The organism is Flavobacterium sp. T12S277 (genome assembly GCF_048514875.1).
Taxonomy (GTDB): domain Bacteria; phylum Bacteroidota; class Bacteroidia; order Flavobacteriales; family Flavobacteriaceae; genus Flavobacterium.
Map to the genome: position 1 here is coordinate 165,170 of NZ_JBLYEG010000011.1, position 19,914 is coordinate 185,083.

A 19,914-nucleotide genomic window follows, 5' to 3' on the forward strand; every position below is an offset into this window, starting at 1 on the left:
AATTAATATCCGGGGTTTTGTGGTAATCCAACAGGATCAATATTTCTTTCGCTTTGCGGAATTGGGTATAAATTATTTCGTTCGGAAACGGAATTTTTCGCCAGTACTTTTTTGACTTCGGTAACCAAAGTTCCCCAACGAACCAAATCAAACCAGCGTTGTCCTTCCTGAACAAATTCTTTTTTGCGTTCTTCCTGCAGCGCTGCTCTAAACGTTGTTTGCGTCAATCCGACTAAATCTACCGTTGCATCAGGTGTGTTGATGGGTTTTCCAAAAGCTCTCCTTCTTACCTGATTGATTAACTCATAGGCTTCAGGAGTGGGTGGCCCCTGTTCGTTTATCGCTTCTGCTAACGACAGTAAAATGTCGGCATAACGAATCACCGGAAAATTGATGGCGACGTTAGACGGGGTAGCCAGATTGGTTAAATCGAGGTATTTTTTGAAGATTGGTTTCGGAAACGTATAAACGTTTGCAGTACCCGGAATTGGTAACTGCTTGGCGTAACTTACATCGCGTCTAGTATCTCCGGCGGCATAAATGTCGTAGAACAAAGCGACATCCGAAATAATATCAGCAGGTTCTGTGGCGGTAAATCCGGTAAAAGAAGTGGCCTGAAAAGTACTTCCACTGGATCCGTTTCCGGCCTGATTAGGCTCAAACTGAACCGAGAATATATGTTCCTTTCCGTTCTTTTTGGTTTTGGTGAAAATATCCTGGAAATTTTCAAAAAGGGCATATCCATATCCACCGTTAATGACTTCTCGGGCTTTTAAAATCGCATTTGGATAGTCTTTTCTGGTAAGGTAAACCTTTGTTAGAATGGCTTTTGCAGCTCCCGATGTAGCACGCCCCGCATCTGTTGCAGCATAAGTCGGCGGCAGCGATTCGGCTTCTTTTAAATCTGAAATAATCTGAGTGTAAACTTCCTGTACCGTCGCTCTTTTCGATTTTAAACTCTCTAACTGAATCGAAGTAGGTTCGTGTAAAACAATCGGAACTCCGCCCCAAAGTCGTACGGCCTGAAAATACAGCAACCCTCGTATGAATTTGGCTTCGAGAATCAATCTGCTTTTAACAGCATCCGAGCCAACTACTTTTGGAATGTTATCGATCGCTACATTGGCTCTGTTGATTCCGGCATAGATTTGGCGCCATGCTACCTGAACACGATCGGAAGTAGCGTCATGCGTTAAACTGCTTAAAGCTCTAACCTGTGGATTGGTTGCCGAAACTCCCGCGGCAGCATAATCAGAAGCCATATCGGTCAGGAAGTATAAATTTCGTCCAAACAAACTCTGTTCTCCCGGATCAAGACTTAGTGAAGCATAGACTGCTGTTACGCTTGCTACGGCATCGTCCTGGGTTTTAAAGTAGTTGTCTTCGGTTACAAAAGAGGTAGGTGTGACCTCTAAATCGGTGCAGGATACCAATAGTCCGGCACTTAATAGAAATGTTAGAATTATCTTTTTCATGTTATATTTTTTTACTTAGAAAGTTACGTTCAGGCCGGAGATGAATGTTTTTGAATTTGGATATGAACCAAAATCAATTCCCGGATATAAGTTGTTTTGTTCGTAGGAACTTACCTCAGGATCATATCCTGTGTATTTTGTCCATGTGATTAGGTTCTCGGCAGAGACATAAAATTTGATACTTTTTGCTCCCAGTCTTTTTGAAAGGCTTTTGGGTAAAGTATAGCCTAAGGTGATTAATTTTAATCTCAGGAAAGAAGCATCTTCCACATAACGTTCTGAAACAATTCCCAGTGGAGAACTTGTAGCTCTAGGAACCTCGTTGCTTGGATTTGTTGGGGTCCAGCGATCTTCCAGCGTAACATTGGCATTGGTACCAAGGGTAGAAATTTCCAATTGTTGATTTAAAGCATTGAATACTTTACCGCCATATGATCCCTGGAAAGAAAAGTTAAGATCAAAGTCACGATACGAAACCGTGTTGCTAAAACTTCCCACAAACTTAGGTTGTGAGCTTCCAAGATTGCCTTTGTCCAGAGCTGTAATTACTCCATCTCCATTTGTATCCACATATCTTCGGTCTCCAATTTTTGTGTTGGCCAAACTGTTTATTTTGGGCTGAGTGTTTACTTCTTCCTGCGTCTGAAAAATACCGTTGGTTTTGTACCCCCAAAAAGTTCCCAATGGCAATCCTACTTTTACCGTTACGGGTTGTTGCTGTAGTAAAGAACCGTTTGGTACTACAGGGAAAAACTGATCGACTCCATTTCCTATAGAAACGACTTTGTTTTTATTGGCAGAGAAAACGATGTTGGAATTCCATGAAAAGTTTTCTGTTTTTAGATTTTCAGTGATCAAACCAATTTCAACCCCTTTGTTTTCAACCCCTCCAATGTTTTGAAGCACCGTTGCATATCCTGAAGTCAACGGAATCGGTACGTTGATCAACAAATCGTTTGTTTTTTTGTAGTACACATCAAAAACAAAATTGATTTTACGGTCTAACAAGGACAAATCCAATCCAACATTGTATTGATTTGTTTTTTCCCATTTCAGATCCGGATTGGCCAGTCGGGTTGGGGCTAGACCCGTTTGCAGCGTTCCTCCGAAAGCGTAGTTAACAGAGGCCATTTGTGCAAGGGAAAGGTAATTCCCAATTTCCTGATTACCGGTTGTTCCGGCAGTTATTCTTAACTTGGCTTCGGTTACGCCTTTGATGTTGCTTGCAAATGATTCATCGGTAATATTCCACGAAAATCCTGCTGATGGGAAATACCCCCAAAGTGACTTCGAACCAAATCTTGAAGATCCGTCTGCACGGGCAGAAAGTGTAAAATTGTATTTTCCTTTATACGAATAGTTGACTCTGGTTAGCCAGGATTTTAAAACACTCTCGAAAGCATCGGTATACGGTTTTACCGGCACACCATCCTGCAAAGCGTTGAAAGTATTGGCGTCATTAACAAAAAATTGAGCTCCTGCATTTACAACTTCCCCTTGTGTATATTGAAGCGTATAGCCACCCAAGGCTGAAAATTTGTGGTTTTCACCAAAATTAGTGTTGTAATTCAACGTATTTTCATTCAGTACAGAACTTACTAAACGGTCTCCAACCGAACCAAAACCTTTAGTTCCTGCACCTGTAGTGGTAGTTGCCGGTGCATAGTAATTTTGCTTGGTATTGATCACATCGCCGCTGACAGCCACTTTTGCGGTTAGTTTTTTGGTGATTTTATATTCGCCAAATAAACTGGTCAGGATTCGGTTGATTTTAGTTTCATTGGTGGTGCTAACAAGATCGTTTATCGGATTGGCAATAACTCCGTTAACCGCTGTTGCATAAGGATTATTGGTTAAGTTATAGCTTCCGTCGGCATTTTTAATCGGAACTACCGGTGGCTGATATAAAGCGACAACTAGCGGATTAGGCTGTCTTCCGGCAGAAGAACCACCATTGGTACCAATACCATTTGCAACCGAATTGCTGTAGTTGGCATTCACTCCAAATTTAAAATTCTGAGAATAGTTTCTTTCGTAATTAACTCGAAGCGAGATACGTTTGAAATCAGAGGCAATTACAATTCCGTCCTGCTGGAAATAACCTGCTGAAACGGCATAACGGGAACGCTCGTCACCACCTGAAAAAGACAATTGATGATTCTGAATGGGTGCAGCCGTTCTAAAAGCAGCCGATTGCCAGTCGTATCCTCCCGAAGTTTTTAAAGCTTCGATCTGAGCAGCAGTAAAAGAAGGAGCCTGACCAATACTGGCCTGAACATCATTGCGCAGGCTTGCCCATTGACTGGCGTTCATTAAATTTAGTTTTTTCGATACATTCTGAAACCCCACATAACCCTGATACGAAATATTGTCCTGACCCTTTGTTCCTTTTTTGGTTGTGATGATGACCACGCCATTTGCCCCACGGGAGCCATAAATAGCAGTTGCAGAGGCATCTTTCAGTACTTCAATAGATTCGATATCACCCGGGTTAATCGTCGAAAGGACATTGACAGTCGCTCCGGCGTTAGATACTCCTGCCGTACTGTTGTTATTGTCGTTGTAGATTAAAATTCCGTCCACTACATAAAGCGGTTCGTTACCAGCCGTAATAGAGTTTCCTCCTCTGATACGAACACTGGAAGAGGCTCCGGGACGTCCCGAACTTTGTGTGACTACCACCCCCGGTATGGCACCGCGCAGTAAGTTATCTGCCGATGAGGTAACCTGACTTAAATTGGCCTTTGGTACAGAGGACACAGCACCAGTAATGTCTTTTCTCTTTTGAGAACCATAACCAACAACCACCAATTCGTCCAGTTCCTGACGTTCTTCTTTTAGATGAATGGTAATTGGATTTTTTTCGACTACAACTTCTAATTTTTTATATCCGATGTAGCTTATGATTAAAGTATAAGGGAATTTTTGTCCGGTTTGAAAGTAAAATTTTCCTTCGGCGTCCGTCTGAACACCGTGTGTAGTTCCTTTAATAACAACAGAAGCGCCAATAATAGGCTGGTTGGTGATGTCGTCTACCACTGTTCCATCCAATTTCGATTGTATAAGTGGGGTTGTATTTTGGGCATTAATTCCTGCCGATAGCAGCAGGAGAAACAGGAATGAGTATATTTTTAATTTTTTTTTCATTTCTTTGTACTGGTTTAAGTAATTAACAAGAAGCCCTGAAAGTTGAATTTTCAACTCTCTGACGGTATTCTTGATTTAGTGATAAATGTTCTTTAAGCCTCGCCATTTCTGTTGCCGCAGAAATGGCTTTTTTTATTTACAGCAACAGCCTTGCATATTTTTCATTTTGTTTTTTTTAGTTGTTAATTATTTTCTTTTTAAAGTATAGGTATAGTTTCAGTACTCCTTTTGATACAAATGAATGCATCAAACCGACTTGGAAATTTCAATAAAGATTTTGTGGTGTATTTAAAAATTCGTTTTTAAAATGATTCGGTACAAAAAAGGAATCGAATGCAAACGAAAAAAGGCTGAGATTTAGCAACAGAAGCACATATAACAAAAAGTGTTATAAGTATATTTTTTAGGAAGAATGTAATACGATATGCTTTCGGTTGTTTTCAAAATATAATTTTTTTGGTTTCAAATATTATTTTAAACTCTACTAATCCTATAGACAAAGTTAATTTTAATATAATAAAAACCAAAAGTTTGCTTCTTTTTTTTTGAAAAAGATAAAATTTTGAGATGTTTTTTATCTGTAAAAATAAGTTAATTATTTGTTTTTCAATGAATTATGTTTTTGAGCAAGATGTTAAAAAAAAGTATAAGCTTCTATTTTTCCAATTAAAAAATGTAGTACTTTATACTTAATTTTCTAATTTTTAAGATCTTATCTCATTTTAAAATAAGGCAAAAACGTCAGCTAAAAGTCATTGGAGTCTCCAAAAGATGATTTTTTTTAAAAACGTAACTTTTATAGGTACGACTTTATTATAAGAATGATGGTCGGCAAATGCATTTTTAGGTTGAGATGGGATAATGAAGTAGAGAAATTGATTAAAGTATTGTGAATTAGTTGTTTGTGTGTTAAGTTGTGCGTAATTTTATAGGTTGTAGGATCGTCTGAAAGGAAATTTACGGAATAAAGAAACCAAAACCTCTGATCCTAAAAAGCTATTTGATTTTTTCGGGGAGTAATCCAAAGAATTAAGCTAAATTTATATTCTTAAAAAAGTGATAAGAGAGACTTAGAGAAGTAAAAATTAATGTTTTTACAAAAAGTGTTTTTTGCTTAAAAAACAACCGTTATGATTAAAGTTGAAGAAGCATTACAAAGAGTTGAAGCGAACTGTGTCAAAATGCCTACGAAACGAATAGCAATACTCAAAGCATTGGGTTATGTTTTGGCCAATAAGGTGATTTCGCCAATCGATATGCCGCCGTTTCGTCAATCGGCGATGGATGGTTATGCTTTTATTCACAGTATAAAACATCAGTACGATATCGTAAGTACTTCTCAGGCGGGCGATCATTCCAATTTGAAACTAAAGGCCAATGAAGCAGTCCGAATCTTTACCGGTGCTTTTGTACCCGATAATGCAGATACGGTAGTAATGCAGGAGCATGTGATCGCCAATAAAGATTCTATTTTGATTGCTGTCATGCCTTCAAAAGGCACAAATGTTCGCTTAAAAGGAGAACAAATTGCTAAAGATAATGTTGTTTTTGAGGCAGGAACTTTAATAACTCCTGCGGCAATTGGTTTTTTGGCGAGTTTAGGAATCACAGAAATTGAAGTGTACAAAAAACCGAAAGTGGCTATTTTGGTAACAGGAAATGAATTAGTAAAACCTGGTGAAAAACTAAAAAAAGGAAAAATTTACGAAAGTAATTCGGTTATGCTTCAGGCTGCTCTTGAAACGGCAGGAATAAGCAAAACAAAAGTCTATCGCGTAAAAGACGATCTGAAAGCTACAAAAAAGTCATTAAAAGAGATTTTAAAAAAATATGATATTGTTTTAGTTTCTGGCGGAATTTCGGTAGGAGATTATGATTTTGTCAAAGAAGCTTTATTGCACAATGATGTCAATGAACATTTTTATAAAATCAACCAAAAACCGGGCAAACCTATGTTTTTTGGGTCAAAAAATGGAACCTTAGTTTTTGCTTTACCCGGAAATCCGGCTTCATCCCTGACTAATTTTTATATCTATGTTTATCCGGCCATCAGAAACAGAATTGGGCTTTCTGAAATTCACAGAACAAAAATAGTCCGAACGCTAAATTCGGATGTTAAAAACGATACAGGCAAAACATTATTCTTAAAGGCAAGATACGACGAAACAAATGTCACAGTCTTGGACGGACAAAGCTCCGCAATGCTCAATACATTTGCCGTTGCCAACGGTTTGCTAATCGTTCCCGAGGATGTTGAAGCCTATGAAAAAGGAACTTTAGTGACTGTATTGCCGATTGATTAGAGGAGTTTTAGATTGTAGATTTTAGATTGTAGAAGAAAGGTGCTAGAAGAAAGAGAAGCTGTATGTAAATAAAACGATATTGAGGAGCAAACTTGAAACTATATTGTAGAAGAAAGATGCTAGAAGAAAGAGAAACTGTATATAAATAAAACGATGTTGAGGAGCAAACCTGAAACTTGAAACCTGAAACCTGAAACCTGAAACAAATAAACAGTTAAACAACCAAACGATTAAACAATAAAAAAATGACCCTATTAAGTTCCGAAAACCTATTGCTATTTAGTTTTGCATTAATTGTTATTGCATTTTTATATTCTAGTGTGGGACATGGAGGAGCATCGGGATATTTGGCTTTGATGACCATTTTTGCTTTTCCGGTGGCGGTGATGAAACCTTCGGCTTTGTTGCTGAATTTATTTGTATCCAGTATTTCGTTTTTCTTTTATTATCGGATGAATTATTTCAGGCCAAAATTGTTTTATCCCTTTGCAATCGCGTCAATTCCAGCAGCATTTATAGGTGGATTTGTCACATTAGATAACAGTATTTATAAAGCAGTTTTAGGAGTAGTCCTGGTTTTTGCAGCGTTAAGGCTGTTTGGAGTTTTTAATTTTAAAGAAAAAGAGGCTGTTAAAATCAACCTGCCGTTTGCCTTAACAATTGGTTTTGCGATCGGATTATTATCCGGAATGTTGGGAATAGGCGGAGGTATAATTTTAAGTCCAATATTATTGTTTTTGGGATGGGCGTCTGTAAAAGAATCAGCGGCCATTTCGAGTTTATTCATATTTGTGAATTCTTTTGCGGGAATGTTAGGTTTTTTTATGGGCGGAAAAACAATCCCTGTCGAAAGTTTTTATTTAGTTCCGATTGCAGTTGTAGGAGGAGTATTGGGAGGATTTTACGGAAGTGGTTATTTCTCAAACAAAACGCTGAAAATAGTTTTAGGAACCGTAATTTTAATGGCAAGCGTCAAATTGATTTTTCCTTAATAATGGAATAATAAAAAGAGAGTAGGAATGTAAGGTCTATCCTTTAAAGTTAAATTTTCTCTCCTTTCAACCTGAAACTTGAAACCTGAAACAAAGAAAACCTGAAACAAAGAAAACCTGAAACCTGAAACAAGAAAAACCTGAAACAAAAACTAAAAACAATGGAAACACTAACAGCATTTATTCTTTGTGGAGGAAAAAGTTCCCGGATGCAGTCAGAGAAAGGATTGGTTTTGTTTCGGGGAAAGCCTTTTATAGAGCACATCATCAGTGCGATTTTGCCTGTTACAGCAGAAGTAAGACTGGTTACTGCATCAAAAGAGTATGATTATCTCCCGTATCAAAAAATACCCGATGTTATTGCAGACAAAGGGCCGTTGGGAGGGATTTACACTGCTTTATTACAGTCTGAAACCGAATTTAACCTGATTTTGAGCTGTGATATTCCGTTAATTTCAACAGAATTGTTACAGGAGTTACTCTCAAAACATACGGAAGAGGCAGGAATTACCGTTTTTGCTTCGGAGAGCCGAATGCACCCACTGATCGGAATTTATTCCAAAAAGATGATCCCTTTTATCAAAAAGGCTATTGATTCGGACGTACTAAAAATGATGGATTTACTGGCCGGAATACCGCATCAGATTATTAATCTGGATGAAAGTGAGATCATTCCTTTAACCAATATTAATTCGGCTGATGAATTAAATGATTTGAATGCTAATTTAAGTTAGAAGATTATGCAAAGCTTAAGAATACCAAAACTAACGATTGTAGGCGCAGGACCGGGTGATGCTGAACTGATTACGATGAAAGCCATAAAGGTTTTAGAGCAGGTCGATGTGGTTTTGTATGACGCTTTGGTCAATGAAGAATTGTTAGCTTATGCAGCAAATGCCGAAATTATTTTTGTGGGAAAACGACTGGGCTGCCATGCTTACACGCAGGATCAGATCAACGAACTGATCGTGTCAATGGCAAAGCGGCACGGACATGTGGTTCGGTTAAAAGGAGGCGATCCGTTTGTTTTTGGAAGAGGGAGTGAAGAAATTGAATTTGCAGAACAATTTGGAATCGAAACGGCAATTGTTCCCGGAATTTCATCTGCGTTGGGAGTTCCTGCCTCGGCTGGAATTAGTATTACACAGCGCAAAGTGGCGGAAAGTTTTTGGGTCATTACCGGAACAACCTCAGATCATAAGCTGTCGAAAGATATTCATCTGGCCTCTAAATCGGATGCGACCGTAATTATTTTGATGGGAATGCACAAATTAGAAGAGATCATTGCTATTTATCAGCAGAACAGAACCGACAATCTTCCAATTGCCATTATTCAAAACGGAACGAAAAAAACAGAGCAAAAAGTGATTGGAACTATTGGTTCAATTGCTAAATTGGTTGCTGAAAAAAATATAACATCGCCGGCTATTATTGTCATTGGCGAAGTAGTGAAAAATACGTCAAGCTGGATTTCTTATTTTCAGGAACATTTTGAAGATGAGTTTATTTTTCAGAATTTAAATTTATAAAAATGATTGAGATTAAATATTTTGGAGCTGTTGCCGAAAGAACCCAATGTGAACTTGAAAAAGTAGCTTTTTCTGAAGTGTCACTGCAGGAACTATTGCGTGATTTAGACCAGAAATACCAATTTGATTCGCTTGTTTTCAGCGTAGCGGTAAATCAAAAAATAGTTTCAAAAACCGTAGACTGTACGTTGCAGACGAATGATGTGGTTGCTTTATTGCCGCCATTTGCAGGAGGATAATCAAAAAACAGAGCGTCTGTAAAGAAGTAAAAAAACATACAGATTTATTGGTCCCGAATTCACGAGTTATTTTTTTGAATTAGAAATAGAATTCGTGGCCAAAGAAAAATCTTTTTAATCTGTGGCAAAAAAAATAGAAGTAATGAGTAAAAATGTATTTGTAGAAGGGCCAATCAGTCCTGAATTTATAGCCGAGTCGATCGCAAAACACCAGTCCAAACACACGATTGGGGCGCACAATATTTTTTTAGGACAAGTTCGTGCCGATGTCATTCATAATAATACCGTTGTGGCTATCGATTATTCGGCTTATACGGATATGGCCAACGAAGCCTTGCACACCATTCGCGAAAGAGCGTTTGCTAAATTTGATTTGACTTGTATGCACATTTACCACAGTTTGGGCGTTGTAAAAGCGGGCGAAATTTGTTTGTTTGTCTTTGTTTCGGCAGCACGACGCAAACAAGTTTATGAAGCAACAGAGGCTATTGTAAACTGGGTCAAAACCGATGTACCCATCTTTGGGAAAGAAATGTTTGAAAACGATACCTTCACCTGGAAACAGAATTCCTAATAAGATACAATGGTAGATATTACGCATAAAATAAGCACCTTAAGAAAAGCAACCGCCACCGCAATTGTAAAAGTTAGTAAACAAGAAACAATTGACGCTGTGACCCATAATTTAGTGCCCAAAGGAAACGTACTCGAAATGGCAAAAACGGCGGGATTGTTTGCGGTTAAGAACACGCATTTATCGATTCCGGATTGCCATCCGATTCCGATTGAATTTACTTCGGTGGAATATAAAATAGAAGGCCTGGAGATTCAGATCATTTTTACGGTAAAAACCGTTTATAAAACCGGTGTTGAGGTAGAGGCGATGCATGGAGCATCAATTGTAGCCCTTACCATGTACGATATGTTGAAACCGATTGATAAAGAAATCGAAATTTCGACCATAAAATTGATTGAGAAAGAAGGCGGAAAAACGTCTTTTAAAAATAAATTTCCGAATGCAATAAAAGCGGCTGTTTTTGTTTGTTCTGATTCTATTTTTGCGGGTGATAAGGAAGATCGTTCGGGAAAAGTTATAGTCGAAAAATTAAATTCGTATGGAGTTGAGACGCCGCATTATGAAATTATTCCTGACGAACTTGCTATTATTCAGGAAAGAACAAAAACGTTTGCCAAAGAACACCAATTGGTGATTTTTACGGGTGGTACGGGTTTGTCTCCACGAGATGTTACACCGGAAGCTTTAGCGCCAATTTTAGAAAGCAGAATTCCCGGAATTGAGGAAGCGATTCGGGACTATGGACAGCAGAGAATGCCTTATGCGATGTTGTCCAGAAGCGTAGCCGGAACTTTGGGCAAGAGTTTAGTTTTGGCTTTGCCGGGTTCGACCAACGGAGCAAGAGAGTCTATGGATGCGGTTTTTCCGCATGTGATGCATGTTTTTCATGTTTTAAAAGGTAAAAATCATGACAGCCTTTAACACTAGTTTGACGGATGGTTTTGGACGCAGACACAATTATCTGCGCATTTCGCTGCTGGAAAAATGCAATCTGCGTTGTACGTATTGCATGCCGGCAGATGGTATCGCACTGTCTCCAAAAGCCAGTTTAATGACTGCCGATGAGATTTTTGGTATTGCTCAGACTTTCGTGCAACAGGGTGTTGATAAAATACGATTAACAGGCGGTGAACCGCTTTTGCGAAAAGATTTTCCGGAAATCATTTCAAAACTGGCTGCTCTTGATATTTCGGTTTCGATGACTACAAACGGAATTTTGATCGACCGCCATATCGAGGTTTTAAAGCAGTTTAATATTAAAAAGATCAACTTAAGTCTGGATACGCTGGTTGCGTCGAAATTTCATTCGATAACGCTTAGAAATCAGTTTGACAAAGTTGTCGACAATCTGCATTTACTTTTGAATCATGATTTTCAGGTAAAAGTAAATGTCGTTTTAATAAAAGGTTTTAATGATAACGAAATTGTTGATTTTATTAAACTAACCCGTTTTTTGCCCATTTCGGTGCGATTTATTGAGTTTATGCCGTTTGCGGGAAATGAGTGGGACAGGAGCAGAATGGTTTCGCAAAAGGAGATTCTTTCCTGGGTAGGGAATGGTTTTTCAAAACAGGAAATTATAAAACTCAAAGACGAAGAAAACTTTACGGCGAGAACCTATAAAATAAAAGACTTTCAGGGAGATTTCGGAATTATAAGTTCAATTACAAATCCGTTTTGTGACAGCTGTAACCGAATTCGCTTAACCGCCGATGGAAAAATAAAAAACTGTCTTTTTTCTAATGCAGAAACGGATCTTTTAACCCCTTTTAGAAACGGTCTGCCGATAACGGATCTCATTTCAGCAGCTGTTCAAAGTAAAAAGAAGGTTCGTGCCGGAATGGTAACGATGGATGAAATGAATGATCCTGCAAAACATTTTGATAACCGCAGCATGATCGCCATTGGGGGATAAATTACGAGTGATTTAAAAAGGTCCTTCTTTCGGCACTCAAAGTGATATCCGCTTTGTCCGGCTGAGCGAAGTCGAAGCCCTTTAAACACAAAAAAGGTTCAACTTTTATCAAGTCAAACCTTTCTGAAGATTATTTTTTCTTTTTGGCTTTCGCTTTTTTCTGAGCTTTCGCTTTCTTTTTTGCAATTTTTTTAGCTTTTGCTTTGTCTTTCGCTTTTTTAGCTTTTTCTTTTTTCTTAGCTGCCGCTTTTAGTTTTGCTTTTTTAGCTTTTTCTTTCTTCTTATCATTTTTAGCTTTCTCTTTTTTCTTAGCTAATTTCTTTTTGGCTTTGTCTTTTTCTTTGTCTTTCACTTTTTTGGCTTTTTTAGCGGCTTTATCTTTTCCGGTTTCCTCGGTTTTAACTGCCTGATTAGTATCTTCTTCTTTTGATTTCGTAACAGTTGTTTGTACAGCAGTTTTTTCTACTGGCTTAGCGGCTGGTGTTACTACTTTTTTTACCGGTGCTTTTGCTGCTGCCGGTTTTGGTGTAGTTGAAGTCGCTGCAGCCGTTTTTACAACCGCCTTGGCAGGTGCTTTTGCTGTAGTACTTGCAGCTTTGGTAACAGAAGCTGCAGGAGCTTTAGGGGTTACCGGTTTTGCTGCTGTTGGTTTTGCCGCTGTTGTTGGTTTAGCAGGCGCCGCTTTACGAACGGGTGCTTTTTTAACAGGAGTGCTGGCAGGTTTTGCAGTTTCTGCAGCTGGTTGAACAGCTTCAGGTTTTACAGAATCGATTTTTTCCGGGGTACTTTCTTCGGGTTTGTTTTCCATATAAATGTGCTTTTAGGTAAGGTTATTATTAGCAATGTAACTAAATTGTTAAGTTATAGTTAAGTAAAGATAATTATAAAACATGGTATTCAATGTTAAGTTTTCTTATAAAAATTAACATTAAGTATTTGAAAGTGAATTGTTTGGTTTTTTAGCTGAAATCTGAAACCAAAATTTCTTAACAATTCTACATGGAAAATGGGAGGAGTTGATTGTTAATTGTGAAATGTTAATTGTTAATTATTAATTGTGTAATGCAAACTGTGAAATGTAAACTGTGAGATGTAAACTGTGAGATGTGGGCTGTGAGCTGTAAATTGAAAACTGTACACTGTACACTGAGCTCATTAGCCCAGATGGGAGTGGCATCCTTTTGTGCCGGGGTTCGGGACAAAAGATACAACGGACAGCTGGAAACAGCTCCTTATATTAAATATTATTTTAGAAATTGCTCCATTGTAATGGAAGAGAGCAGGACGCAATTGTGTGAGGGGAGAGAGATGCGGTGTAGAGACGCACTGCTGCGCCTCTACGAAATGATTGTAAAACGAATTACTTTTTCTTTCCTATAAATCGGATAACGGAACCTTTTCCGTTGTGGAAAAGACCTTCATTGAGTTCGATTTCTTTTTCTTTCAGTGTGATGATCTCATAATCGGGAAAGTCAGATTGAATTTCTTCGATCGAAAATAAAGAAGCAATATCTTTTGGTCCGCCCACTTTATCGTTGATGGCCAGATATTCGAGGTGTTTTTTGCTGAACGCTTCAAAAAGAATATAACCTCCTTTGCGCAGATACTGATCGAGTGTTTTGTGGATCACCGATTTAATTTCTGCCGGAAAGTGTGCATAAATTAAAGCAATGGCATCAAATTGTTCCGGTTGATAGTTTAGGGTTTCGAGTTCTCCAACCTGATAGTCGATGGTGATATTTTGAGATTGGGCTAGTTTAAGAGCTTTGCTTTTCCCTTCTGAACTAATATCGAATGCCGAAACGTTCCAGCCCAGTTTAGCAGCAAAAACGGCATTTCGGCCTTCACCTTCGGCAGGGAAGAGAATGGTTCCGGGGTCTAGTTTTTCTAAGGTTTCTTTTAAATAGTTGTTGGGCGCGGTGCCATAGGCAAATTCTTCGGTGCTGTAACGGTCGTTCCACCGTTCGGTCCAGGAGTTGGTCATGATTTATATATTGAAATTAATGATTAAAGGTTTGTGATCGCTCAGCATCGTCCAGTCGCGGTAAGTGCCAACTTCGACAGTATCTAAAACGGCTATGAAATCTTGTGAGGCAAAGCAGTAATCCAAATGATAGGGTTTGTTTTCATGCCGGTAAAGATATAAAGTAGGATGCTCTTCTTTGCCCTGCTCCTGATTGAAATAGGTATGATAGGTGCTGAAAATCTTTTTTTCGCTCAGTTTATTTACAACGGTACTATGGTTTCCTTCTCTTCGGGGTTTGTCCCAAATCGTATTACTGTTAAAATCTCCAATCAAAATGGTTTTGTGTTCCTTGATCAGATCTGCATAGTAATTAATCGCTTTCCAAACCTGAGTTACATATTGGCCGTCTTTGTCCTGTGGATTATTGGCCCAAACCGCAAACAATGTAAAATCAACGGCTCCGCCCGTAACCGCTATTGGCAAAATGTTTTTGAACAGCGGATTATGGCAGTCCAACAATTCAAACTTATAAGTGCTATAGGAGAAAACACCAAGTCCTTTATGGGGATTGGTTCCGTACCAAAGAATGTCGTTTGGCAATTTTGTATCGGTTTGGAATTTTAGATTTTCAGGATTTTCGCATTCAGAGATAACAGCAATATCGGCATTATAAGCGTCAAGAAAGCCTGCTTTTTTTCTGAATGCCATATTACAATTCCATGCTATAATTTTCATAAGCTGATTTTCCTGTCTGAGAAAAGACCCTCTCAAATATACCAATTTAAAAGGTGTTATCGAGGGGCTCGAAGAATAAAAAATGCCCTTTTCAGAAATCGAAAAGGGCAGGTAGAATATCGTAATTTCTGGCAAATTAGTTACGTAATTGTACGTAATTTTTATAACAAAGAATACTCGCTTGCTTTGTTTGAAAGCTCCATCAGGTTTTTTACTTTTAGTTTTTTCATTAAGTTAAAACGATGCACTTCGGCAGTACGCTTACTGATTTTAAGAGTTTCGCCAATTTCCTTATTTCCTTTTCCGGATAATAAAAGAGACAGAATTTCTTTTTCTCTCTTAGTAATCGTGATTTCTTCGGCTAAAGCTTGTTTAGGCCCTAATGAAACAGTACAATGCACAAAGTGATGAATCAAAATTCCTGAAACATCACCGCTGTAATATTTTCCTCCATTTAAAACTGTATGTAGGGCTTTTAAAAATTCTTCTTTGCTGGAATCTTTTAGTAAATACCCTTCGGCACCTGCTTTCAATGCACCTAATACGTATTCTTCAGATTCATGTGTGGTGAGTATAATAATCTTAACCTTATTATTTTCACTTCTAAGTTTTTCGACTACTTCAATACCCGTTAAATGCGGCATACGTATGTCTAGTATAAGTAAGTCTGGCTCACTTGCAGCAACAGCTTCGAGTGTATCGATTCCATCTGTAGCTTCGCCTACAACTTCTATGTTTACTTCGTTTTCCAACAAAGATTTTATTCCATCCCTTACAAAAACATGATTATCCGCGAGGACTACCCGAATCGTTTTACTCATTATTTATTTAATTGTTACTTCAAGATGCTACGTATATTTGTCTAAATTGACTAAGCAAATATACGTAATATGGATTAAGAATCAAGTAGGTGTGGGGGCTGAAGGAAATGTTTCTTAAATTAAGTTTGAAAATTATAGTCCTAACGAGGCTTTTATCAGATTTAGATTTTCTTCGGAATAATTGATTTTTAGGGCTTCCTGATGTCCTTTGTCGGACATTTTATCCCAGGTTTTTTTGATGATGTTTTTGAGTTTCTCCTCATCGTGTTTGTGCACAAAAGGATCCAAATAATATTCTAAAAAAACCAAACAAATTACATCTTCAAGCAGCTGTGTTTCAGCGTCTTTTTTAAGTAGTTTTTTTTCAATCAAAAAGGAAACACGATCAATAAATTCAGGAGCATATCCTACTTTCTCTAATATTCCTGCAGTGGTTTTTGCGTGGAATTTTTTAAGCTCTTCTCTCCATTTTAAATACCCCACACGATCCATCGGATAGGATTCGCGTGCCACTTTCCATCGGCAAATGTGCTGTGCTTTCGAAGCAATCTGAATTTGTTCTGAAGCCTCAGGTTCAAACTGCATCAATCGTTTATACATCCTGTCAGAATACAGTAATTCCTTCGGATAGGTTGTATTTTGATCGGTTTCGATATTAGGATCCTGAGCGTTCTCAGCATCAATCAATTGGCTGGCTTTTTGAAAAGGTGTGTTCATTTTTTAGAGAAATAATAGATTTCAAAGATACAGAAATTAGTGATTGGGTAGGTTTTTTCGGCAGTGAGAAGTATTGATTTGTTTTGTTGCACCCTGCAAATCCGTTGAGTTTGCCAGTATTTTATACTTTCTTTTGTAATTGTGTTATTTTTCTTAAATTAGAGGAAGGGTTCTGCTTAAAAAAATCATAAAAAATGAGCAGTAACGATTTTTGGCCCGGTTTTTTCTAGTGTGGAGTCATAATAAAAATTTAATGATATGAAAAAAGTACTTTTACTATGCGCCCTAATGTCTGTGATCTTAAGTTGTAAGTCGGTTGCAGTTAAAAAAACAAACACGAATGAAACAACTTCTAAAACAACTTCAGAAGAAGAAGATTTAAGTGTTTATTTTGAAGCTACTGGAAATGAACCGTTTTGGGGATTGAAATTTGGAAAAGATAAAATTGTTTTTACATCGTTGATCGAAGGAATGGAATCCATCAGTTTTAATGCTGTTGAACCCATCAGAGCAATGGATGCCAATGTAAAGATGTACAAAGTAAACAATGGAAAAACTTCGGCCACCATTACCATTCAGCAATTTGAATGTACCGATTCAATGTCGGGAACTGTTTCTCCTTATACGGTTAAGGTAGAGATGAAGGACCAGACCTTAAACGGCTGTGGTAAATACATTACCGATTATCGTTTGCATGATATCTGGGTATTGGAAGAGTTAAATGGAAAAAAAGTGACTGCTTCTGATTTCCAAAAAGAATTGCCAAGAATTGAAATTAACGCAGCTGAGAATAAATTCATGGGATTTGGGGGATGTAATTCAATAGGAGGAACCATTTTCTTCGAAAAAGGATTGTTGCGATTCTCTGATGTAATTTCAACTATGATGGCTTGTATGCCGGGTAACAAAGAAGGAGAGTTTGTGCAGGCATTACAAAGTACAAACACTTATTCAATTGGAGATCTAAGATTGACATTGTCTAATCCTAACGGAAAACTATTGGTATTTAGAAAGGTAGATTAAATCCCATCTTATAAAAAACTATAAAATTTGCCATTCCGATTGTGATGAATCTCCCGGGTTAATGCTGTAAAAAGACAGTATTGTTCACGAGAACTCATTGATTGGAATGGCAAATTGCATTTAGATAAAAAGGGAAAGGAGTAAAAAATACACAGTTGGTGTACTTATTCCAGTTCCTTTGTTTTTTGTTCTTCCTCGTCTTCTACAAAATCAAGTTCTAAAGCGCGTACCGTCTGAACAGCATTTCCGGCAATACCGCGAATCGAACCGTACATTCCCAAAGTGTTGTGAACTACTTTTTCGATTTGTTTTTCACGTTGCTTCCAAATACGCTGCATGGCTCTTTTTTCGGAGTCCAGATCACTTTGCATCTGTGTGAAGCCCTCGACAATTCCTTCCACCTGTAAGCGGAATTCATTGCTGGTTAAAAAATCATACAACATCGACATTTTATCGCCTTTGTTTTCCTGCGCCTGAACAGCCTGGCTAACCTGTATTAACGATTGACGTAAAACGGCACTTAAGCCTTTAAATTCTTCGTAAGTACAAATCCAGATTCCGTCGCGCATTCCCATGCGGTCCATTCCGGCCGGCATAACTTCAGTCACTAAAACTCCAATATTGGCTCTTTTGGTTCTAATATCGTTTTTGAACTTTTCAATCCAGGCGGGCTGAAAAGCTTTAGTACGTTTACTTTCGTAATAAATAGAACCGCAATTTTGTACCTCCCGGGTATTTACAACCTGAAGACAATCTGCTCCGTTGGCACCTTTTTTTATTTCGTCGATGGTGTCTAACGGGAAATTGCTGGCCAGCCATTCTTCGATCGCCAGTTCCATCACTTCACCTTGCAATTGCATAGAACCTTGTTCCTGCTTGCGTTTCATTTCTTCAATCAGCTTTTTTTGATCGTCAGACTGTTTTTGGTATTCTTTTATTTTTAACTCGTTTTTTTCCTCTTCCTGTTTTCTGATCTTATCGCGTTCTAAAACTAAAGTCGCGTTAAGCTGTTTTTGAGCCTCTGCTTCGATGGCTTCCTTCATTTCGAGTTTTTCGCGCTGAAGCTTAGCAATTTCGCCCTCCATTTTATTAAGCTCACGCAGTTTTTCCGATTTCTCTGAAAGCTCTTTTTCCATCAGCTGCAAACGGTCTTTATTTTCTTCTTCGAGTTTGGTTTTTAATTTTTGAGTAATTTCTTTTTCGGCAACCTTTCTTTCACGGTCCAGTCGTTCAGCAAAAAGTTCGTTCTCCTGTTTCTTTTTGGCTTCAAATTCAGCTTTTGCTTTTTCAAACTGCTCGTTCTTAAGTTCCATTTCTTTGGACTGAGCGTTAGCTTTTTGTTGAAATTCTTTACGGATACTATCTTCCAATTGATGCTTCAAAACATCATTTACATCGATTGGGGTGCCGCAATTTGGACACTGGATTGAAGATTGCTCAGCCATTTTTGTTGGTTTTATTTTGTAGAATTATAATTTGCTAAGATATTTAAAAGTTCCCTTTTTATTATTGGGATTGGTGTTATAAATTGTAATGATTTTTTTATCCGCGAATTCATATCGATTTTAGACATAAAAATTCGTGAATTCGGAACAAAAAAATATAACTAATAAACCCGTTTTATTCGGGAGCAACAAAAAAACTATGAAAAAATCAACCATTGAAGAAATCAGAGAACGTTTTGATAAGGATGTCGAACGATTTTCAAATTTAGAAACTGGACAAGTAGCCACTATCGATGCGACTATTTCGCTGGAATTAATTACCGAAGCCGCCAAAAGGATTGTTCCAACTGCGGTGAATGTTTTGGATATAGGCTGTGGTGCCGGAAATTATACTTTAAAAATGCTTTCGAAAGTGCCGAATTTAAACTGCACGCTGGTCGATTTGAGTTTGCCGATGCTGGACAGGGCCTTTGAAAGAGTTTCAAAAGAAACAAATGGAATAGTGGAGGTACAACAAGGCGATATCAGAGAAGTCCCTTTGGCAGAGAACCACTTTGATATTATTTTGGCAGGAGCAGTTTTGCATCATTTGAGAGACGATCAGGATTGGGAAACGACCTTTGCCAAAATTTTTAAATTATTAAAACCCGGTGGCTGTTTCTTTATTTCAGATTTAATTACTCAGGATACCGAAGTTTTAAACAGCTATACCTGGCAGCGTTATGGCGATTATCTGGAAGAAATTGGAGGGGCCGAATACCGACAAAAAGTTCTGGACTACGTAGAAAAAGAAGATTCCCCAAGATCGATGAATTACCAATTGGATCTGATGAAAAAAGTGGGTTTCACAAAAGTGGAAATTTTACACAAAAACATGTGTTTTGGAGCTTTTGGAGGAATTAAGTAAGTAAGATAAGATGAATTGAAAACTTTTTTTAAGAAAAGCTGTCGTAAGAGGACAGCTTTTTGTTTTTTAGAATGTATTACAACGACAAAAACCAGATAAGATACAATTGTTTTACAATAAGAT

18 protein-coding genes are annotated in these 19,914 nt (G+C 37.9%); 10 read left to right on the plus strand and 8 right to left on the minus strand.

Annotated elements, in window-relative coordinates:
- Positions 1-2 precede the first annotated feature (2 nt).
- Complete coding sequence (locus ACN1CN_RS16205) at positions 3-1,475, minus strand: RagB/SusD family nutrient uptake outer membrane protein (RefSeq protein WP_419136376.1); 1,473 nt, start codon at positions 1,473-1,475, stop codon at positions 3-5.
- A 15-nt stretch (positions 1,476-1,490) separates the two neighbouring features.
- Entirely contained in the window at positions 1,491-4,622 is a 3,132-nt protein-coding gene (locus ACN1CN_RS16210; protein WP_419136377.1) for a SusC/RagA family TonB-linked outer membrane protein, read from the minus strand.
- A 1,130-nt stretch (positions 4,623-5,752) separates the two neighbouring features.
- On the opposite strand from ACN1CN_RS16210, the gene glp reads away from it, so the two are divergent.
- The 8 genes from glp (at position 5,753) to moaA (ending at position 12,177) form a co-directional block, all read left to right on the plus strand.
- A complete protein-coding gene (gene glp / locus ACN1CN_RS16215; RefSeq protein WP_419136378.1) occupies positions 5,753-6,925 on the plus strand; it encodes a gephyrin-like molybdotransferase Glp in 1,173 nt (390 codons plus the stop codon).
- 245 nt (positions 6,926-7,170) lie between these two features.
- On the plus strand, positions 7,171-7,917 hold the full coding sequence (locus tag ACN1CN_RS16220) for a sulfite exporter TauE/SafE family protein (protein WP_419136379.1): 747 nt from the start codon (positions 7,171-7,173) through the stop codon (positions 7,915-7,917).
- Positions 7,918-8,078: 161 nt separating this feature from the next.
- Positions 8,079-8,651: a molybdenum cofactor guanylyltransferase gene (locus tag ACN1CN_RS16225; RefSeq protein WP_419136380.1), complete on the plus strand. Its 573-nt coding sequence runs from the start codon at positions 8,079-8,081 to the stop codon at positions 8,649-8,651.
- Positions 8,652-8,657: 6 nt separating this feature from the next.
- Positions 8,658-9,446 carry a uroporphyrinogen-III C-methyltransferase gene (gene cobA, locus ACN1CN_RS16230; protein ID WP_419136381.1) on the plus strand — a complete coding sequence of 263 codons (789 nt, stop codon included), beginning with the start codon at positions 8,658-8,660 and terminating at the stop codon, positions 9,444-9,446.
- Positions 9,447-9,448: 2 nt separating this feature from the next.
- A complete protein-coding gene (locus ACN1CN_RS16235; protein ID WP_264524645.1) occupies positions 9,449-9,685 on the plus strand; it encodes a MoaD/ThiS family protein in 237 nt (78 codons plus the stop codon).
- A gap of 142 nt (positions 9,686-9,827) precedes the next feature.
- The gene (locus ACN1CN_RS16240; protein WP_419136382.1) at positions 9,828-10,259 is read left to right on the plus strand and encodes a molybdenum cofactor biosynthesis protein MoaE; all 432 of its coding nucleotides are present in this window, start codon (positions 9,828-9,830) and stop codon (positions 10,257-10,259) included.
- A gap of 9 nt (positions 10,260-10,268) precedes the next feature.
- Positions 10,269-11,183 (plus strand): bifunctional molybdenum cofactor biosynthesis protein MoaC/MoaB, encoded by a 915-nt coding sequence (gene moaCB, locus ACN1CN_RS16245; RefSeq protein ID WP_419136383.1) that lies wholly within the window; start codon positions 10,269-10,271, stop codon positions 11,181-11,183.
- Positions 11,170-12,177 (plus strand): GTP 3',8-cyclase MoaA, encoded by a 1,008-nt coding sequence (moaA, locus tag ACN1CN_RS16250; protein WP_419136384.1) that lies wholly within the window; start codon positions 11,170-11,172, stop codon positions 12,175-12,177. Before moaCB ends, moaA begins: the two co-directional genes overlap by 14 nt.
- Positions 12,178-12,307: 130 nt before the next feature.
- Here the strand turns inward: moaA and ACN1CN_RS16255 are convergent, their stop codons facing one another.
- From ACN1CN_RS16255 to ACN1CN_RS16275, 5 genes are all read right to left on the minus strand, one after another.
- A complete protein-coding gene (locus ACN1CN_RS16255; RefSeq protein WP_419136385.1) occupies positions 12,308-12,985 on the minus strand; it encodes a hypothetical protein in 678 nt (225 codons plus the stop codon).
- A 552-nt stretch (positions 12,986-13,537) separates the two neighbouring features.
- Positions 13,538-14,161, minus strand: coding sequence for a class I SAM-dependent methyltransferase (locus ACN1CN_RS16260; protein WP_419136386.1), 624 nt, complete (start codon positions 14,159-14,161; stop codon positions 13,538-13,540).
- A 3-nt stretch (positions 14,162-14,164) separates the two neighbouring features.
- The gene (locus tag ACN1CN_RS16265; protein ID WP_419136387.1) at positions 14,165-14,878 is read right to left on the minus strand and encodes an endonuclease/exonuclease/phosphatase family protein; all 714 of its coding nucleotides are present in this window, start codon (positions 14,876-14,878) and stop codon (positions 14,165-14,167) included.
- Between the two features lie 161 nt (positions 14,879-15,039).
- Entirely contained in the window at positions 15,040-15,699 is a 660-nt protein-coding gene (locus tag ACN1CN_RS16270; RefSeq protein WP_291287661.1) for a response regulator transcription factor, read from the minus strand.
- 132 nt (positions 15,700-15,831) lie between these two features.
- Complete coding sequence (locus ACN1CN_RS16275; RefSeq protein WP_419136388.1) at positions 15,832-16,416, minus strand: DUF4202 domain-containing protein; 585 nt, start codon at positions 16,414-16,416, stop codon at positions 15,832-15,834.
- Between the two features lie 258 nt (positions 16,417-16,674).
- Between ACN1CN_RS16275 and ACN1CN_RS16280 the strand changes: the two genes are divergently transcribed.
- Entirely contained in the window at positions 16,675-17,439 is a 765-nt protein-coding gene (locus ACN1CN_RS16280) for an META domain-containing protein (protein ID WP_419136389.1), read from the plus strand.
- 164 nt (positions 17,440-17,603) lie between these two features.
- On the opposite strand, the gene ACN1CN_RS16285 is transcribed toward ACN1CN_RS16280, so the two are convergent.
- Positions 17,604-18,884, minus strand: coding sequence for a DUF2130 domain-containing protein (locus ACN1CN_RS16285; RefSeq protein ID WP_264524637.1), 1,281 nt, complete (start codon positions 18,882-18,884; stop codon positions 17,604-17,606).
- A 199-nt stretch (positions 18,885-19,083) separates the two neighbouring features.
- On the opposite strand from ACN1CN_RS16285, the gene ACN1CN_RS16290 reads away from it, so the two are divergent.
- Positions 19,084-19,791: a class I SAM-dependent methyltransferase gene (locus tag ACN1CN_RS16290; RefSeq protein ID WP_419136390.1), complete on the plus strand. Its 708-nt coding sequence runs from the start codon at positions 19,084-19,086 to the stop codon at positions 19,789-19,791.
- Positions 19,792-19,914 lie beyond the last annotated feature (123 nt).

What these genes read in the sequence shown, in the direction of transcription:
- ACN1CN_RS16205 (WP_419136376.1), bottom strand. Translation starts at nt 1,475, where the DNA reads ATGAAAAAGATAATTCTAACATTTCTATTAAGTGCCGGACTATTGGTA.
- ACN1CN_RS16210 (WP_419136377.1), bottom strand. Translation starts at nt 4,622, where the DNA reads ATGAAAAAAAAATTAAAAATATACTCATTCCTGTTTCTCCTGCTGCTA.
- glp (WP_419136378.1), top strand. Translation starts at nt 5,753, where the DNA reads ATGATTAAAGTTGAAGAAGCATTACAAAGAGTTGAAGCGAACTGTGTC.
- ACN1CN_RS16220 (WP_419136379.1), top strand. Translation starts at nt 7,171, where the DNA reads ATGACCCTATTAAGTTCCGAAAACCTATTGCTATTTAGTTTTGCATTA.
- ACN1CN_RS16225 (WP_419136380.1), top strand. Translation starts at nt 8,079, where the DNA reads ATGGAAACACTAACAGCATTTATTCTTTGTGGAGGAAAAAGTTCCCGG.
- cobA (WP_419136381.1), top strand. Translation starts at nt 8,658, where the DNA reads ATGCAAAGCTTAAGAATACCAAAACTAACGATTGTAGGCGCAGGACCG.
- ACN1CN_RS16235 (WP_264524645.1), top strand. Translation starts at nt 9,449, where the DNA reads ATGATTGAGATTAAATATTTTGGAGCTGTTGCCGAAAGAACCCAATGT.
- ACN1CN_RS16240 (WP_419136382.1), top strand. Translation starts at nt 9,828, where the DNA reads ATGAGTAAAAATGTATTTGTAGAAGGGCCAATCAGTCCTGAATTTATA.
- moaCB (WP_419136383.1), top strand. Translation starts at nt 10,269, where the DNA reads ATGGTAGATATTACGCATAAAATAAGCACCTTAAGAAAAGCAACCGCC.
- moaA (WP_419136384.1), top strand. Translation starts at nt 11,170, where the DNA reads ATGACAGCCTTTAACACTAGTTTGACGGATGGTTTTGGACGCAGACAC.
- ACN1CN_RS16255 (WP_419136385.1), bottom strand. Translation starts at nt 12,985, where the DNA reads ATGGAAAACAAACCCGAAGAAAGTACCCCGGAAAAAATCGATTCTGTA.
- ACN1CN_RS16260 (WP_419136386.1), bottom strand. Translation starts at nt 14,161, where the DNA reads ATGACCAACTCCTGGACCGAACGGTGGAACGACCGTTACAGCACCGAA.
- ACN1CN_RS16265 (WP_419136387.1), bottom strand. Translation starts at nt 14,878, where the DNA reads ATGAAAATTATAGCATGGAATTGTAATATGGCATTCAGAAAAAAAGCA.
- ACN1CN_RS16270 (WP_291287661.1), bottom strand. Translation starts at nt 15,699, where the DNA reads ATGAGTAAAACGATTCGGGTAGTCCTCGCGGATAATCATGTTTTTGTA.
- ACN1CN_RS16275 (WP_419136388.1), bottom strand. Translation starts at nt 16,416, where the DNA reads ATGAACACACCTTTTCAAAAAGCCAGCCAATTGATTGATGCTGAGAAC.
- ACN1CN_RS16280 (WP_419136389.1), top strand. Translation starts at nt 16,675, where the DNA reads ATGAAAAAAGTACTTTTACTATGCGCCCTAATGTCTGTGATCTTAAGT.
- ACN1CN_RS16285 (WP_264524637.1), bottom strand. Translation starts at nt 18,884, where the DNA reads ATGGCTGAGCAATCTTCAATCCAGTGTCCAAATTGCGGCACCCCAATC.
- ACN1CN_RS16290 (WP_419136390.1), top strand. Translation starts at nt 19,084, where the DNA reads ATGAAAAAATCAACCATTGAAGAAATCAGAGAACGTTTTGATAAGGAT.